General features: G+C 65.3%; 11 protein-coding genes. 6 read left to right on the forward strand and 5 right to left on the reverse strand.

Annotation, left to right across the window (positions count from 1 at the left end; translation table 11 throughout):
* Positions 1 to 9: 9 nt before the first annotated feature.
* From AC07M7_RS18475 to AC07M7_RS18485, 3 genes are all read right to left on the reverse strand, one after another.
* Positions 10 to 2,943 (reverse strand): TonB-dependent receptor, encoded by a 2,934-nt coding sequence (locus AC07M7_RS18475; protein WP_495208016.1) that lies wholly within the window; start codon positions 2,941 to 2,943, stop codon positions 10 to 12.
* Positions 2,944 to 3,084: 141 nt separating this feature from the next.
* A complete protein-coding gene (locus AC07M7_RS18480; RefSeq protein ID WP_495208017.1) occupies positions 3,085 to 4,107 on the reverse strand; it encodes a FecR family protein in 1,023 nt (340 codons plus the stop codon).
* Positions 4,104 to 4,619, reverse strand: coding sequence for an RNA polymerase sigma factor (locus AC07M7_RS18485; protein WP_495208018.1), 516 nt, complete (start codon positions 4,617 to 4,619; stop codon positions 4,104 to 4,106). The genes AC07M7_RS18480 and AC07M7_RS18485 overlap by 4 nt, the downstream gene beginning before the upstream one ends.
* Positions 4,620 to 4,758: 139 nt before the next feature.
* Between AC07M7_RS18485 and AC07M7_RS18490 the strand changes: the two genes are divergently transcribed.
* Positions 4,759 to 5,058 carry a hypothetical protein gene (locus AC07M7_RS18490; protein WP_495208019.1) on the forward strand — a complete coding sequence of 100 codons (300 nt, stop codon included), beginning with the start codon at positions 4,759 to 4,761 and terminating at the stop codon, positions 5,056 to 5,058.
* Positions 5,059 to 5,302: 244 nt separating this feature from the next.
* On the forward strand, positions 5,303 to 7,975 hold the full coding sequence (gene aceE, locus AC07M7_RS18495; protein ID WP_495208020.1) for a pyruvate dehydrogenase (acetyl-transferring), homodimeric type: 2,673 nt from the start codon (positions 5,303 to 5,305) through the stop codon (positions 7,973 to 7,975).
* Between the two features lie 51 nt (positions 7,976 to 8,026).
* Here the strand turns inward: aceE and AC07M7_RS18500 are convergent, their stop codons facing one another.
* The gene (locus AC07M7_RS18500; RefSeq protein WP_004152943.1) at positions 8,027 to 8,509 is read right to left on the reverse strand and encodes a hypothetical protein; all 483 of its coding nucleotides are present in this window, start codon (positions 8,507 to 8,509) and stop codon (positions 8,027 to 8,029) included.
* A 189-nt stretch (positions 8,510 to 8,698) separates the two neighbouring features.
* Between AC07M7_RS18500 and AC07M7_RS18505 the strand changes: the two genes are divergently transcribed.
* From AC07M7_RS18505 to AC07M7_RS18520, 4 genes are all read left to right on the forward strand, one after another.
* Positions 8,699 to 9,928 carry an MFS transporter gene (locus tag AC07M7_RS18505; protein ID WP_430766411.1) on the forward strand — a complete coding sequence of 410 codons (1,230 nt, stop codon included), beginning with the start codon at positions 8,699 to 8,701 and terminating at the stop codon, positions 9,926 to 9,928.
* Positions 9,925 to 11,082, forward strand: a complete 1,158-nt coding sequence (locus AC07M7_RS18510; protein ID WP_046985848.1) for an ROK family protein — start codon at positions 9,925 to 9,927, stop codon at positions 11,080 to 11,082. Before AC07M7_RS18505 ends, AC07M7_RS18510 begins: the two co-directional genes overlap by 4 nt.
* Positions 11,083 to 11,249: 167 nt before the next feature.
* On the forward strand, positions 11,250 to 13,664 hold the full coding sequence (locus AC07M7_RS18515; protein WP_495208021.1) for a TonB-dependent receptor: 2,415 nt from the start codon (positions 11,250 to 11,252) through the stop codon (positions 13,662 to 13,664).
* Positions 13,664 to 14,770 (forward strand): YdcF family protein, encoded by a 1,107-nt coding sequence (locus tag AC07M7_RS18520; RefSeq protein WP_046985846.1) that lies wholly within the window; start codon positions 13,664 to 13,666, stop codon positions 14,768 to 14,770. The genes AC07M7_RS18515 and AC07M7_RS18520 overlap by 1 nt, the downstream gene beginning before the upstream one ends.
* Before the next feature lie 17 nt (positions 14,771 to 14,787).
* On the opposite strand, the gene fauA is transcribed toward AC07M7_RS18520, so the two are convergent.
* Positions 14,788 to 16,959 (reverse strand): TonB-dependent alcaligin siderophore receptor FauA, encoded by a 2,172-nt coding sequence (fauA, locus tag AC07M7_RS18525; protein ID WP_495208022.1) that lies wholly within the window; start codon positions 16,957 to 16,959, stop codon positions 14,788 to 14,790.
* Between the last annotated feature and the right edge of the window lie 87 nt (positions 16,960 to 17,046).

Here is a 17,046-nt window from a genome sequence, read left to right on the forward strand (position 1 = left end):
GGTGCGCCCTCAGTTGTAGATGATGTGGAAGTAGAAGAAGCGGCCGTAGTCGTCGATCTCGGTGCGGAAGCGACCATTGGGTCCAGTGCTGTAGGTCGGCTGCGTGTTGAACAGGTTCTTGGCCTCGTACTTCAGCGTCACGTGTTTGCTGACCTTGAGGCTGAAGGCCAAGTTGAAGGTCATGTACGGGTCGTAGTACGAGTCCAGCCACTGGGTATCACCGAAGTCGACCAGCATCCGGCTGCGGTAGGTGCCGGACATGCGCAGCTGTGCGCTCTTCCACGGCATGCGCCAGATCACCGACCCATTGAGCGACCAGTCCGGCTGGTACAGCAGGCGGTCCAGGCGGCGCTCGCTGCCATCACTGATGCGGTAGTTGGTCTGGCCTTCCAGCCGCGTGGCGTTGAAATACATATCAAAGCGCTGGCCGCCCCACTGCAGGTTGCGGTTGGCCACCGCGAACTCGACGCCGCGCAGCTTGGACGCGTCGGTGTTCATCGGCTGGGTGACCCGGTAGCGGGTATCACCCACGTTCTCGAACGTGGTCAGGGTGTAGATGTCGTCCTTGATCACTTTGTCGAACAGCGCGACCGAGACCAGGCCGTTGTTGTCGTTGAAATACAGGTCCCAGGCCAGGTCGATGTTGGTGGAGCGGCGCGGCTGCAGGTTGGCGTTGCCCTGCTTGATCGTGCAGAAGCCCCTGCCCTCCTCGTCATCGCCACAGCTGGTGCTGGTGGCCTGGGCGATGTTGCTTGGCGTCGGCCGGCCCAGGGTGCGGCTGGCGGAGAAGCGCAGGCGCTGGTCGTCGGTCAGCTTGAAGGTTGCATTCAACGACGGTAGCAGGTTGTTGTAGCCACCACTGGTCCTGCGGAACGCGGAGGTATAGGTGGTACCGCCATCATCACTGAACGGGCTGAATGCATCGAAGGTGGTGTGGTCGTAGCGCAGGCCACCGATCAGCAACAGCCGATCCCAGGCATAGTGCGCGGAGACATAGGCATTGGTGATGTCCTCAACGTACTTGTAGTCACTGGTGAAGTTGGCATTCGGATAGGCGGCGTTGTTGCTGCCCAGCGTCGGCGCCAGCTCCTCGTTCCACTTGCGGTTGTCGATCAGCGGGAAGCCCGGCACGCTGCCCAGCAGGGTCGAACCCGGGTACAGGTAATCGTTGAGCGTGGCACTGCTCTTGTAGTACTCGAAGTCGATGTCCTGCCAGATCTTCAGGTGACGGTACTCGGCACCGGCGGCCAGGCCAAAGCCACGCGCATCGGCGTCGATGTTGTAGCTGAAGTCGGCACGCAGGTTGTCGATGCTCTCCTTGGCGTCGCGCGGCGAGACATAGGCCTGTGCCGGGTTGAGCTTGAACGCCGAGCTGGTCAGCAGGCTGGAATCGGAAACCGCCACCGCATTGGGAAAGCCGTGGCTGTCGTTCTCGTAATCGACGAACAGGTTGCTCGGGTAGGCGCGTACCCCCCAGTAGACCTGGCTGTTGTGGAAGGTTTCTTCGGTGTGGCCGCCACGCAGGGTCAACCGCGAACGGTCACCCAAGTCCCAGTTGAAGCTGGCGATGGCGCCGCGATTGCTGCGATCCCAACGATCATGCCGGTTCTTGATGTAGATGCTGTTGATCTGGGTGGTGCCGCTGTCATCGGTCTGATTGCGGATCGGAAACTTGGCGTTGCCATACAGATCGGTCTTGTTCATCGTCGAGTTCTCGTAGAACCGGTACGAGTACAGCAGCAGCGATGCGTAGAACGGATCGTCCGACGGTTTCCATTCCAGCTTGGCCGAGCCACCGAAATTGGTGATGAAGTTGGTGTAGGTACCGGTACTGAAATTGCCGGGCGCACGCAGCCCGTTCCAGCCCTTAGCCTCGTCCGGCCCAGTGGTGCCGTCGGTGAGGTACTTGCCGGCGTCGTTGTAGTAGTAGTTCGACTCCACCCAGCGCTTGACGCTGTTGCGCGAACGCTGCTCATAGCGGGCCACCGCAACGATGCCGAATTCCTGGTCGGCACCGAACTGGTTGGAGAACACCACCTTGGCGCTCTTGCCGAAGTGACCCAGGGTCTGGTGGTTGCCACCGGCGCTACGCTCGACGTTGGTCTCGGCAGTGGAGTAGATACCGGCCACATCGGCGAACACATACTTGCCGGACCGGTCGAACGCACTGCGGCTGATGATGTCGATCACGCCGCCGATGGCATCCGGCGCCTGCTCGGCACTGAAGCTCTTGTAGATATCGGTGCGGGTACCGATGTCGCTGGGAATCAGCTGCAGGTTGTTCATGCGCTCACCCGAGCCACTGCCACCCACGCTGGCAATCGCGATGCCATCGATGGTGGTGTAGTTGAGGTTGGCCTGCACGCCACGTACCGTGACGTAACGCGGCTCGCCAGCGTCTTCCACCGCGCTCAGCCCCGGCGCGGCCATCAGGCTCTCGGCCAGGGTTTCGTCGCCGTAGCTGTCCATCTCGTCGTAGACCACCGAATCCTTGATCACCGGCGAGGTCTTCTTCTGGTCGATCACCTCGTGCGCGGCAATCACCTTCACCGTATCCAGGGTCGGCGCCACCGCCGCCTCGGCCTCGCGCGGCTTCGGCGCGGCCGGCTTCGGTACGTTGCGTGCGGGCGCCGGATCGATGGCGATGACGTTGCCGTCCACCACGGTGTAGCCCAGGCCGGTTCCTGTCAGCAGCGCGTCCAGTGCCTGCTTGACGGTCGCACCACGCGGCACCGCCCCGGCCATGCGTGCCTCACCGCTGCCCGAGTACAGGAACTGCACGCCGGAACTGCGCGACAACTGCTCCAGCGCACGCGCCAGCGGCTGCGCCGCGATCGGCGCCGACACACGGGCCTCGATGCCATCCGCGGTGGCGGCAGCCGCCACCGGCACGCTGCAGGGAGACAGGGCGAGGATGATCGACAGGTAGAGCGTGTTACGCATCACAGGTCCTTGGAAGAGAGAAAGCAGCAGGTGCCGCTGAGCGATTCGACAGCGGCTTCTCCCAAGTAAGAGCCCGCTTCCACCGAAGTGGAGAACGCGGATTCGATGAATCTTTTCTGACAGTGCACGGCCACGTCGCCTTCAGCGACTGCCGACCCGCACCGTGTCGCCCTCGCGGCGTACGACAAAGCGCGGATCGCGTTCGAGGAACACCTGCAATGCACCGATGCGATGCGCATCGAGGCTGCCGGACAGCCGCGCCGATGCCGCGCCTTCATCCAGTATCCGCACCTGTACCTGGTTGTGTCGGTTGAAGGCGGCGGCCACTTCATCCAGCCGCTCATCAAGGAAGGACACCTTGCGATGCTGCCAATCCAGCAGCATCGACAACGGCATGTCCAAGGACTCCACAGCATGACTGCGCGTGTCGACCTGCACTACCCGGCCTTCGCCCAGCTGCGCAAGACGCGTTGCATCCCAGCCCTGGCTCCACACCTCCACTTCGCCGGAGACCACGCCGATGCGCGTGCTCTGCAGCCGCCGCGATACATCGAACACGGTGCCGATGTCTCGGATCTTCAGGCCGTTCACCTGCACTTCGAACGGACGGCGGTCGCGGGCGATGTCGAACGTGGCCTCGCCCTGCAGCAGCTCCACCTTGCGGCTGAACCAGCTCATGCGTACCCGCAGGCGGCTGTCCGCGTTGAGCTGCACCTGGGTCTGGTCAGGCAGCGCCAGGTCGCGCAGTTCACCATGGTCGGCGCTGTACAGCTGTTCGGTGGGCATCAACTGCGGAACCAGGCCCACGCCGAGCAGGGCGACACAGGCTGCGGCAGCCAGCGCCCACCAGCGCGCGCGGCCGCGCCGCGGCGCAGCGCGCGACGCGGCGGGTGCGCTACCGAACAGCGGCACCACCTTGGCGGCAGCCTGCCGTGGCGGCACCGGCGCCTCTTCAGGCAACGGCGATTGCAGCGCCTCACCGACCTGCCGGTGCAGCGCGAGGGCGTGCATATAGGCGCGCACGTGTTCTGGCGAACGCTTCATCCAGTGCAGGAACGCAGCGCGCTCGGCCTCGCCCAGACTCCCCTCGCGATTGCGCTGGAACCAGTCCATGGCCTCGCAGGCGATCGTGTCGTCGGCTGCGGGCAATGCGTTCCGGTTCATGTGTGCTCCCTGGCGCCCAGCGCCTTCCTGCAGGCTTCCAGCCCTTTGCCGATATGCTTGCGCACCATGTGCACCGACACCTGCAGCTGCTGGCTGATTGCCGGGCAATCCAGCCCATCGCGGTAGTGCAGCTCCATCACCCGCCGCGTCGTCGCCGGCAGTCGTGCGATGGTGCTGCGGATACCGTTCCAGCGCTGCGCGCGCTCGAACTCGCCTTCGATGTCTTCTTCGCTTTTCAGCACTTCCGCCAGTAAATCAACGTCTTCCAGCGGCGGCAGCGACGAACGTGAGCGTGCATGCTCGCGCGCCAGGTTGGCCGCGACGGTGAACAGGTAGGCTTCCGGGTTCTCGATCGCTGCGGCATTCTCGCCGGTGGTCCGCAGCAGCCGCAGGTACACTTCCTGCGCCAGGTCCTCGGCATCTTCGCTGGCAGAACCGCGGCGCAGGAAAAAGCCACGCAGCAGCCGTCGCCGCAGCGCGTAGCTCTTCTCCCAGATCCTCACGCTGTTCACGGCCGGCCAACCACCCCGAGGCTGGAAAGCCCCGCAGGGTGACGGCCATCGATGACAGTGACGTTTCAACTGCCGGCAGGCAGCCGCTAGAATTCCGCCCCTGCAATATCCCGGCAGCCGGCACAAGGAGTGCCCCGCAATGAACGCACGCACCGCCATCAACACACTCAGCAGCCTGCTGTTCCTGCTGCTGGTCGCGCACACCACGGCCTACCAGCAGCAGATGTGGCCGCCCAGCCGGGTCATCCATGTGCATCCGGTGATCGTCGCCCTCGCCTATGCACTGGGTGTGCTCACGCTGCTGCTGTGGACCGGCGGCCGTCGTACACCGGAACCCGCCCAACGACTGGCGCGCTGGCTGCCCATCGTCGCCTGGTGCCTGTTGGGCGTCGGCGTGGCGATCATACCGATGTTCTTCCCGGGCCTGTCCCCGGCCTGAGCATGGGCGGCGGCCATGTCCTCCGTCCATGATACGGCGCGCCGCGCCAACCCCAGCTTGCCAGAGACCCAAGCCCTGCCCGCCTATCGAAGCCGGGGGGCCAGGCCTACGCTTGTCTTCTCGGTGACCGCCACGGTCGCCCTTCGCGTCACGGCCCCGCCGTTGCGACCCCGCTCCAGTGCTGTGCGCCCTGCCGGTGTTGTCGCCCAGGCAGAAGTCCGACCGGCGCCCTCTGGAGACAGCCATGAATCAAGCCCTGATCCCCTTCGATATCGACCCGCTGGAAACGCGGGAGTGGCGTGAATCGCTGGAGGCGGTGATGCAGGCCGGCGGCCGGCCGCGCGCGCACTACCTGATCGACCAGCTGAGCGAGCTGGACGCCCACCAGCATGGCGACCTGCATACCCGTGCCTGGACCGCGTACGTCAACACCATCCCGCCCGAGCGCCAGCCGGCCTACCCGGGTGACCTGGCCATCGAGCGCCGCCTGAACGCGATGATCCGCTGGAATGCGATGGTGATGGTGCTGCGTGCCAGCAAGCATTCCAACGTTGGCGGCCACATCGCCACCTACCAGTCGGCGGCAGTGCTGTACGACGTGGGTTTTGATCATTTCTTCCGAGGCCGCACCGACACCTTCGACGGCGACATGATCTACATCCAGGGTCATTCAGCGCCAGGCATCTACGGACGCGCCTATGTGGAAGGCCGCATCGATCCGGCGCGGATGGACAACTTCCGCCGCGAAGCGGGCCGCGAAGGGCTGTCCTCGTATCCGCACCCTCGCCTGATGCCGGAGTTCTGGCAGTTTCCCACCGTGTCGATGGGCCTGGGCCCGCTGACCGCCGCCTACCAGGCGCGCTACATGCGTTACCTGGAATACCGCGGTCTGAAGGAACACCAGGGCCGCAAGGTCTGGGCCTTCCTCGGCGACGGCGAGATGGATCAGCCCGAATCGCTGGCGGCAATTTCCCTGGCCGGTCGCGAGCGGCTGGACAACATCGTGTTCGTGGTCAACTGCAACCTGCAGCGCCTGGACGGTCCGGTGCGCGGCAACGCCAAGGTCATCCAGGAACTGGAAGGCACCTTCCGCGCGGCCGGCTGGAACGTGATCAAGCTGATCTGGGGCAGCGGCTGGGACGACCTGCTCGCCCGCGACCACAGCGGCCTGCTGCGCCAGCGCATGATGGAATGCGTGGACGGCGACTACCAGACCTTCAAGTCGCAGAACGGTGCCTACGTACGCGAGCATTTCTTCGGCCGCTACCCCGAGCTGCTGGAGCTGGTCGCGCACATGAGCGACGACGACATCTGGGCGCTGGCACGTGGTGGCCATGATCCGCAGAAGGTGTTCGCCGCCTACCAGCAGGCCGTGAACACCAGCGGCCGGCCGACCGTGATCCTGGCCAAGACGGTCAAGGGTTTCGGCATGGGCGAAGCTGGCGAAGGCCAGAACATCAACCACCAGCTGAAGAAGATGAGCGCTGACGCGGTGCGCGCCTTCCGCGACCGTTTCAACCTTCCGGTCAGCAATGAGCAGCTGGAGGAGATGCCGTACCTGCGTCCGGAGCCGGGCAGCACCGAGGCGGCCTACTTCGCCGAACGCCGCCGCATCCAGGGCGGGCAGCTGCCGGCGCGCCTGGCCAAGGTCGATCCGCTGCCGCTGCCGCCGCTGTCGATCTTCAACACCCAGCTGCAGGGCAGCGGCGATCGCGGCCAGTCCACCACCATGGGCTTTGTGCGCATCCTCACCAGCCTGCTGAAGGACCCTGAACTGGGCAAGCTGGTGATTCCGATCGTGCCCGATGAATCGCGCACCTTCGGCATGGAAGGCCTGTTCCGCCAGATCGGCATCCATTCGTACCTGGGCCAGCTGTACACCCCCCAGGATGCCGGCCAGCTGAGCTACTACAAGGAAGCCAAGGACGGCCAGATCCTGCAGGAAGGCATCAACGAATCCGGTGCGATCTGTTCGTGGATCGCCGCGGGTACCGCCTACAGCAACCACGGGCTGGCGACGATTCCGTTCTACATCTTCTATTCGATGTTCGGCCTGCAACGCGTCGGTGACCTGGCCTGGGCCGCCGCCGATGCGCGCACCCGCGGCTTCCTGCTCGGCGCCACCTCCGGCCGTACCACGCTGATGGGCGAAGGCCTGCAGCACGATGACGGCCACAGCCACGTGCTGTCGTCGGTGATTCCGAGCTGCGTGTCCTACGACCCGACCTACAACTACGAGCTGGCGGTGATCATCCACTCCGGCCTGCGCCGCATGTACGTCGAGCAGGAAGACATCTACTACTACATCACCGTGCTCAACGAGAACTATCCGCAGCCGGCACTGCCCGAGGGCGCCGAGGCTGGGATCCTGAGGGGCCTCTACCTGCTGCGCCCGGCAGCCGCAGGCAGCGCTTCGCAGCCACGCGCGCAGCTGATGGGCAGCGGCTCGATCCTGCGCGAAGTGGAAGCAGCAGCCGAACTGCTGCAGCAGGACTTCGGCGTCGCCAGCGATGTGTGGAGCGCGACCAGCCTGACCGAACTGCGCCGTGACGGCCTGGCTGCAGAACGCTGGAACCTGCTGCATCCGGCCGAGGAGCCGCGCGTACCCTACGTGCAGCAGTGCCTGCAGGGCCACGAAGGGCCTGTGGTGGTGGCCACCGACTACATGAAGATCGTCGGCGACCAGATCCGTCCCTTCATCAACGACCGCCGCTTCACCGCCTTGGGCACCGATGGTTTCGGCCGCTCCGACACGCGTGAATCGCTGCGCACGTTCTTCGAGGTGGATCGCCACTTCATCGTGCTGGCGGCCCTGAAGTCACTGGCCGATGAGGGCCGCATCGAACGTTCGCGGATGCAGGAGGCCATCGACAAGTACGGCATCGACACCGGCAAGCGCGATCCGGCGGCGGTGTAAGGCTGCTGCATTCACCACGCCCGTTCTGCGGGCGTGGTGCCGGCGGCAATGCTAGGGCATCCGCTTGAACAGATTGGTCTGCAGTATCGGCGTACCGTCGTGGCCGTAGAACGCCTTGGTCTCGGTCATCGTCGAGCGATCGGCCGCCACGGTGTAGATGCGTGTGGAGGCCGGCGTACCGTGGTCCACCAGCTGCATCACCAGCGTGTTCGGCGCTGGCAGTTTCAGGTTGGCCTTGTCCGCACCGTAGGTGCCGGACAGGGGACCTGGCGTGCCATCCAGCGCCAGCGTGCCATCGGACTTCATGGTATTGCCATCGTGCAGCACGATGTCCACGTGCGAACTCCAGCGGCCGCCACCGGCATCCTTGAATTCGAGTACTACCTGCTTTGGACGCTGCGCCTGCGGCAGCGCCGAGGTGGCGATATCCAGCGACCAGCGCCCCAACAGCGGCGAAGGAGATGCCTCCATTGCCAGCGCCGGAACGGCGGGGAGTGAAAGCGCAGACAACAACACAGCGGACAACAGCTTCATACGTTGCTCCATTCGACGAAGAAGGCTCTGCGTGAGGCGTTGTGGGGCGCAGCACGGTCAATGCTGCTCGCCCACGGCGTGTGCTGCAAGCCACTCGCTGAATGGCCGACCTCACGCCATGTCAGGCCGCTGTCACACAGGGGTAGTAGAACGATCCCGGATCTCCGGCCTCCTCCCCCAAAAACAGCGTTGAACGCGCAGCCATCGCTGCGGCAGCTCTATGCCGCCGGCCACTTCGCCCGCACTCTGTCCTGGTCGTTCGTGGACCTGGCGCTGGGCTACTACCTGCACGTCCGGCTGGGACTGTCGGCTGACCACACCGGCCAGCTGCTGGCCATCTCACTGGCCTACAGCAGTGTGCTCGATCTGCTCTTGGCCGCCGTGTTCACGCGCCTGCACGACCAGCGTCGCCTCGCCTTGCGCCTGCAGCTGGTCGGCGGCCTCGGTACCGCGGCCAGCGCCTGCCTGCTGTTCAGCCCGAGCACCGCGACCGAGCCGGCCTTCCTGCCGCTGCTGGCCGCCTCGCTGTTGTTCCGTACCTGCTACGCGGTTTACGACGTGGCCCAGAATGCACTGACTTCGCTGTTGCCCCGCGACGAGAACGAGGCCATGCGCTACGTTTCCGCCCGCGCGGTAGTCGTACCGATCTCCAAGCTGTGCATCGCTGCAGCACTGTTCGGCGTGGTCGGTGCACCTGAATCCGCAGGAGGTGGCAGCGCGCTGCTGATCTGCATGATCATCGGCATCCTGATCGCGGCCGCCGCGCTTCCCCTGGCCTGCGTCGCCACGCCCGCACAGCCCGCCACAGCCATCAGGCCCGTTGCCGGCGCCCTGCCGCTGCCGGCACTGCTGCCGGTTCTGCTGGCTGCAGCGGCAGAAACGGCGCTGGTGGGCCTGGCCGGGCGCCTGTTTCCCTTTGCCGACCAGGGCGCAGCGCTGACCTTCGCCATGGTCGCGGGCATGGTGGTCGCGCCTTGGCTCCATCTGCGCCTGCGCCCCCCGCTGTGCAGCGAGACAGGCCTGATTGCGCTGATGTCGGTGCTGGCCATCGCTGCCGTCTGCGTTTACCAGGCCAAGCCCTCCCTGCCTGTAGCGATTGCGTGTGCCGCTGTCCATGGGGCGGCGGTGGCCAGTGTCGGCCTGGTGCTGTGGCGGCGCACCGCGCTGATCGCCCGTCGCCATGCCGTCCGCAGCGGACGTGAGGATGACCTGAGCTGTTTTGCCCTGCTCACTGGAACCATGAAACTGTCCATTGCCGCCTCCTCATTGCTGCTGGGCCAGCTGCTGCCCGGCATACAGGCAGGTGATCCGGTCACCTCTGCCGCACTGGTCTCGCTGGTTGCCGTCGGCAGCCTGCTGTCGCTGGCCGCATTGGCCTGGCCAGTCGCGCCGCCGCGTACCGAAGGCCTGCGCCCATGAACCTGGCTCCCACATCGCGGCTGCGCCGCAAACCGCTGATCGCGCTGGATGCCGACCACAAGCGCATCATCTGGCTGTTGCGCACGATGGGAGCCGTTCCCCGCATCACCATTGCCCACCACTTGGGCATGCACAACGGTGCGTTGACCCGCCTGGCGCGTGAACTGCTGATGCTGGAAGTGATCGAGGAACAGGGACAGCTGTCCGATGGCCAGCGCGGCCGACCCTCGGTGCCACTGGCGCTTTCCGGGCGGGGCGGCTATGCCGCCGGTGCCACGGTACATCCCGGTTGGCTGGAGATCGCGCTGGTGGATTTTGCCGGCCAGGTCATCGCCCGCGATGCAACCGCATTCGACAGCGCAGATCCCTACGACTTCGTGCACGCGGTGGACCAGCGCCTGCGCAGCCTTACCAGCCGCACCGGGCTCATGCGCGCGCGCTTCCTGGGCCTCGGCGTGGCGGTTCCCGGGCCCGTGGTCGAAACCGGGCCTGCGCGCAGGCACGCGGTGGACTGGTTGCACGGTTGGCGCGATATCGACAACGACCAGTTCTTCGAAGATTACTTCGGTTTCCCGGTCTGGGTGGAGAACGATGCGACCCTGGCGGCGCTGGCGGAGTACTACGACAGCGGGCTGATCCGCGACTGCGCCTCGGCGCTGCTGCTGTATGTAGGCCACGGCGTGGGCGGCGGCGTGATCCATCGGCGCGACGTGATGCGCGGTGAGTTCGGCAATGCCGGGGATATCGGTCGCTTGTTCCGCATGGACGCACCGCGCCCCTCGGGCATCGACCTGCTGGCCACGTTGCGCGACGCCGGCGCCGGCATTCCTTCACTGTTCGAACTTGAGTCCTGCCTGGAAACCCATGCCGGCATCATCAATGCCTGGGCAGAACGTGCGGGCAACCAGCTGGGCGTGGCGGCCAATACCGGTGTGGCGTGGCTCGATCCCGGCGCCGTGATCCTGTCCGGTTCACTGCCCCGGCAGGTGCTGCAAGCATTGGGACAGCATCTGCAGCAGCCAGCACGCTGGAGTAGTGCGCTGGACAGCCTGCGCCTGCCACAGGTGCATGTGTCGCGGCTGGGAGGGTCTGCGGTATCGGTGGGTGCGGCCCTGCTGCCAATCCACCAGTTGGGTGCCGATGCCGCCGCTTAATTGTTTATTTCCGCCGAAGTAAACAATTCCGTCATCGCCCGGACCTACCGTGCAGCGGTCCCCCTTCCCTGCATGGCCGCCCTCCGATGAACATCAGCCCCCTGGTCCTGGGAATCTCCCTGGTCCTGATATCCCTGCACGGCACTGCATCTGCGCAGGACGCGCCGGTGCAGAAGCAAGACACGGCCGACGCAGCAACACTGGATGCAGTGGTGGTTACCGGTGCGGCACGCACCCAGCGTCGCTTCGATGCGTCCTTCGCGGTCAATTCACTCAGCCGCGAAGACGTGCAGAAGCTCGCACCGAAAAGCTACGCCGACCTGCTCGGGTCGGTGCCCGGCATCCATGTCGAGGCCACCGGTGGTGAAGTACAGAACATCACCCGGCTGCGCGGCATTCCAACCGATCGTGGCTTCATCGCCTTCCAGCAGGACGGCCTGCCGCTCTACCAGGAGCTGGATGGCCACTTCTTCAACTCCGGCGACGGCATGAACCGTTTCGACGTGATGAACCAGCGCGTGGAGATCGTACGCGGTGGCCCGGCACCGATCTATGCGAGCAGCGGCGGCGCCATCGTCAACAACATCCTCGCCGAGGGTTCCGAAGACACGCACGGCAAGGCGCAGTTGACCATCGGCGATACCGGCCTGTACCGCGGCGAGATGTACCAGTCGGGCGCGCTCGGCAAGGACACCTTCTATGCCGTCGGTGGCTTCCTGCGCCAGCACGATGGCTACCGCGACAACGGCTTCCCGAATGACAAGGGCGGGCAGATCCGCGGCAACATCAAGCACTACTTCGACGACACCAGCTGGTTCAAGATCAGCGGCACCTTCGTCGATGACCACAATACGTTCTACCTGCCGATCCCGGTTGCCGATCCGCGCAATCCCAGCGTTCCACTGGACCCGTACATCGACTACTTCGACGGTACGCTGAACTCGCCCTCGCTGCGCAGTGTCAACCTGAAGTACCTCGATGGCGGCGGTGCCCTGCAGGGCATGAACCGCGACCTGGCCGATGGCCGGCACATGCGCTTCGGCAACATCGGCTTCCAGTACGAGAACACCGCCAGCGATTGGACGATCTCGCTGAAAACCGGCTACACCAAGGGCCGCAATACCTTCGACGCGCTGTACTCGACCACCAACCCGGTCGACGCACGCAGCTTCGCCAACGGCTATCTGGGCGCGGCCCGCAGCACCTTCGGTGCCGGCGTCGCGCGGATGGGCTACGCGCTGGCCGGCAGCAACGGCGCCAGTGCCTACGATCCCTACGCCGACTCCGGCCTGGTGATCTCGGCCCAGTACCGTGCTGCTGATTCGGACTTCTACTCCGGCCAGGCCGATTTCAGTGCGACGCGGCTGTTTGAAACGGCCTGGGGCAGCCACGATCTGAACATCGGTGCATACACGGCCTTCTTCGGAACCACCGCTTTCAGCCTGTACCAGGACATGCTGATGGAGATGCGCGGCAAGCCACGCCTGCTGGATCTGGTGGCCTACGGTAACGATGGCGCCCCACTGGGCTATGTCACCGACAAGGGCACGCTGCGTTACACCACCACCCTCAATCGCGGCAAGGTCGATGCCCGCATGTTCGCGGTGTATGCCAATGACACGTGGGCACTGACGGACCGCTTCAAGCTCGACGCCGGTATCCGCCATGAGCGCTACCGCTATGAAGGCTATGCCGAGCAGACCGCCCAGGTCGACCTCGACGACCGCAATACACTGGCTGACAACACCACGCGCCGGTTCACCGGCGTCGTCCAGAACCATCGCCTGAACCCGACCGCCACCAACTGGACCGTGGGTGCCAACTACGATTTCACTGCCACCGTAGGCGCCTATGCCCGCGTGTCGCACATGGAGATCGTTCCCAATTCGTCGGTGGCGCGCTCGATCGACCCCACCATCGTGCAGACCCAGCTGGACCAGTACGAGCTGGGCCTGAAGGCAGGGTTCGGCCGGTCCTATCTCTACCTGACCGCGTTCTACACCAAGTTCGATCCACTCAATGCGTCCTTCGTCGCCTTCAATCCGACGACCGGCCGCAATGACCAGTCGGTGCCCTTCATCGGCACCGCCGTCTCGAAGGGCATCGAGCTGGATGGCATGTTCCGGCCGCTGGACTGGTTCAGCATCGCCGGCTCGATCACGGTCAGCGATCCGCAGTACGACAGCCTGCAGAACGATTCCGGCGCCGATCCGGCCGCGGTCAACGGCAAGCAGATCGTCCGCGAACCCAAGCTCTACGGCAACCTGCGGCCGACCTTCAGTTTCCAGCACGGCCAGGACCAGTTCGAGACATGGCTGCGCTATGACGTGGTTGGCAAGTCCTATGTCGATCTGTTGAACCAGACCGCGTTGCCGGCCTACCAGACCCTGGGCCTGGGCATTTCATGGAAGCGCGGCAACTGGGGCGCACAGCTGGTGGGCGACAACCTGACCAATGAAAAGGGGCTCACCGAGGGCAACACCCGTACCGATGCACTGGCTGGCCAGGGTTCGGCCGAGGCAATCTATGGACGGCCACTGTTCGGCCGCAACGTCCGCCTGATGGTGAGCAGGAGCTGGTGATGCACCAACGATTGAGCTTGTCCCTCGCCCTGCTGGCCACGGCTGTGCTGCCGCTTGCGGCAGCCGCCGACGACCGCGACAGCGCGGCCCTCGCCTCGCGCCTGTTTCCGACCCTCGTGCAGCTGAAGCACGATACGTTGCCCGATCGTGCGCGCGCCGCCCTGGCCGAACGCATGCAGCAGCTGGTGGGCTGCCGGACCACTGCCTGCACACTCGAGGCAGCACGCTGGACGCCCGCGCAGGCTGGCCTGTTGAGCGCCGCAGTTCCGGCGCACGCCATGGCCATCGAAAGGGAGCTGGCGGGCCTCAACAACATCCTCTCCGTCTACGGCCACGGCCAGCCGCCCCGCTACGACGCCATCGACGGCCCGGTCGGCGCGGCGGGCAGCACGCGCCTGGCTGGCGATGCTGCCATTGCCATGCAGATGAGCGAGGTGGACGCCGCCGCGGCCTACACCGCATTCGATCGCAGCATCGCGGTGGCAGTGGGCCTGCTCGATGCCAATGATCGTCTCGATGCGATCCGCTTCGAGCCCATCAGCGCGGGAATGAACGCCGCGCCATTCGCACGCGCGCGGCAGCTGGATTGGACCGCGCATCCATACACATCGATCATCGTGCTTGGGCAGGGCCCGGACGAGCTGACCACCCCGCTCAGCGCCGGCAGCAAGCTGCGCCTGAAAGCCGCTGCGCAGCGCTATGCAGCGGGCGATGCGCCTTTCGTCATCGTCTCTGGCGGCGCCGTGCATCCGCGCGGCACCCGCAGCGTCGAAGCCGTGCAGATGCGCGAAGCGCTGATTGCGCGCTTCGGCATTCCCGCAGAGGCGATCATCATCGAGCCCTATGCCCGCCACACCACCACCAACCTGCGCAACGCAGCCCGGTTACTGGCGGCCCTGCAGGCACCGCCACGGCAACCGGCACTGGTGGTCAGCAGTCCATCGCATATCGATTCGGTCGCCAGCAGCGGATTCAGCGAGCGCAACCGTCGTGAGCTTGGCTACGTTCCAGGCAAGGTCGGTTCACGCATTTCGCCGTACGCGATCACCTTCGTGCCAGCGCCCGAATCGCTGCGCATCGATCCGATGGATCCATTGGATCCCTGAAGGGCGCGACGTTACCCTCAGTAGCCGACCTTCAGCGTGAACATCACGTTTCGCGGCGCCCCGTACCAGCCCTGGTTGTAGAAGCCGATCTGCGAGTAGTGGTGGCGGTCGAACAGGTTGTTGATGTTGACCGCCGCAGAGACGTGGGAACTGAACTGGTAGCGCGCCATCAGGTTCACCAGTGCGTAGCTGGGCTGCTCCACCGGCACGCGGCGATTCCCGGGGGCGGTGGCGGTCTGGTACATGCGGTTCTGCCAGTCCACACCGCCACCGAGCGTCAGCCGATCCCAGGTACCGGGCAGGCGCCAGGTGGTGAACAGCCTGAACAGGCTGCGCGGTTTGGCGGTGTTGATCGCCCGTCCCTGTGCATCCTGCGCGATGAAGGTGGTGAAGCTGGTACCCAGGCTCCAGCCCGGCAGAGGTTCACCGGCCAGCTCCAGCTCCAGGCCGTCCACGGTTGCGCCCTTCACCGCGCGGTAGGCCGCCTGCGTGCTGCCTTCGACCAGACCACCAGTGGCCTCGGCCAGGTTGTCCTGCTGGGTGCGGAACAGCGCCGCCGACGCATTCAAGCGCTCCTGCAACCAGCTGCCCTTGAGGCCCAGCTCATAACTGCGGCCACTGACCGGGTCGAGGATCTGCCCGGATTCATTGCGGTTGTTCTGCGGCTTGAAGATGCCGGTGTAGCTGGCGTACACGCTGCTGTAGCCGTTGAGGTCCCAGACCACGCCGGCATAGGGTACGAACTCGTTGCGGTAGCGGTACTTCCGCTTGGCGCCGAAGTAGACCTGGTCGGTCTCCCAGTTGCTCAGGCGGCCACCGACGATCACGTGCAGCGGATCGGCCAACGACAGCCGCGCGACGGCATAGGCACCGCTCTGCTGGTTGTGCAGGTCATCGGCCTGGGTCTTGCTGCTGGCCCACGTCGGCTCAGGCGTGCCCGGCCCGTGCCAGTCCAGATAGCTGGCCAACGGCGGCAGCGGCGCCAGTGCGCGGTACTGCCCCAGCGTGATTTCATCACGCGAGCGCGACCAACCGATCGATGCGGTGTGCTGGCGGCCGAACAGCTCGAACGGCCCGGACAGGCTGACACTGACCGCCTCGCGGCGCACCGGGCCGTCGTAACGAGTGAAGCTGTTGCCTGTAGGCATGGCGCCGGTAACCGGATCGGGATAGCCGCCCCGGTAGAGATGCTTCATCTCCATATCGGTATGCGAGCGGCTGTAGGACACGCGTGCTTGCCAGCCGTTGCCGAAGCGATGATTGAAATCGAAGAAGCCGTTGCGGGTATCGGTGGTCATCCGTGCCCACGGCGCGGTGGCCGATACCGAGCGGTCGAATCGGGTGCGCGTGCCGTCGGCGTTGAACAGTGCGAAACCGCTGCCGAAGCCTCGGTTGTCGTTGCCCTGGTAGGAGATGCCGGCGATCAATCCAGTGTCCTCGCCCAGATCCACACTGACCACGCCGTAGAGTGTCTTTGCGGTGCTGTCCAGGCCGGCGGTGTAGCTGTCGCCCTCTGCCTGCGCAGCGACCACGCGACCACGCACACGCCCTTCCCGGCTCAGCGGGCTGGACACATCCGCCCACGCGCGGCGCGCGTCCCAGCTGCCGAGGCTGATGCCACCACTGGCAGCGAACTCGCGCAGCGGGCGCTTGCGCACATAGTTCACCGCCGCCGAGGGATTGCCGGCGCCGGTCATCAGGCCGTTGGCACCGCGCACGATCTCGATGCGGTCGTACACCACCATGTCCAGATTGTTCTCGCCGAAATTCCACGGCGACAGCACCGGCATCACCACGCCGTCGAACTGGTAGTTGTCGATGTCGAAGCCGCGTGCGGAGAACGAGTAGCGGTTGGCGTCGCTGCGCGTGACCGAGATGCCGGGGGCGGTCGACAAGGCGTCGGCGGTGCTCAGCAGCCCGCGGTCCTCGATCTGCTGGCGGGTAACCACGCTGACCGACTGCGGCGTCTGTCGCGAGGTCAGCGACAGCCCCGTCGCCGTGCCCATGGAATCGGTGGTGTAGGAGCGCGAGCTTTCGGTGCTGCCATCGAGGTCGGCAGTGACCTGCACGGTTGGGAGCAGGGAAGGCGTTACGGAAGGAGCGCGTTCGGCGGCGTGGGCAGCGTTGAACAGCGCCAAGGTCGTGCCGATGGCGGTGGCCAGGGCACATGGGCGGAAACAGGCAGGCATGGGAGATCCAGCAGAAGGGAAAGGCTGGATGAGAATTATTGTCATTTAAGCGTGAGCGCACGTATGCGCGCACGCAGCACGCGTATG

The sequence above is a fragment of the Stenotrophomonas sp. GW821-FHT09E08 genome (assembly GCF_059416125.1).

Bases quoted from the DNA above. Each gene is read 5' to 3' on its own strand.
- AC07M7_RS18475 (WP_495208016.1), bottom strand. From the start codon at position 2,943: ATGCGTAACACGCTCTACCTGTCGATCATCCTCGCCCTGTCTCCCTGC.
- AC07M7_RS18480 (WP_495208017.1), bottom strand. From the start codon at position 4,107: ATGAACCGGAACGCATTGCCCGCAGCCGACGACACGATCGCCTGCGAG.
- AC07M7_RS18490 (WP_495208019.1), top strand. From the start codon at position 4,759: ATGAACGCACGCACCGCCATCAACACACTCAGCAGCCTGCTGTTCCTG.
- aceE (WP_495208020.1), top strand. From the start codon at position 5,303: ATGAATCAAGCCCTGATCCCCTTCGATATCGACCCGCTGGAAACGCGG.
- AC07M7_RS18500 (WP_004152943.1), bottom strand. From the start codon at position 8,509: ATGAAGCTGTTGTCCGCTGTGTTGTTGTCTGCGCTTTCACTCCCCGCC.
- AC07M7_RS18510 (WP_046985848.1), top strand. From the start codon at position 9,925: ATGAACCTGGCTCCCACATCGCGGCTGCGCCGCAAACCGCTGATCGCG.
- AC07M7_RS18520 (WP_046985846.1), top strand. From the start codon at position 13,664: ATGCACCAACGATTGAGCTTGTCCCTCGCCCTGCTGGCCACGGCTGTG.
- fauA (WP_495208022.1), bottom strand. From the start codon at position 16,959: ATGCCTGCCTGTTTCCGCCCATGTGCCCTGGCCACCGCCATCGGCACG.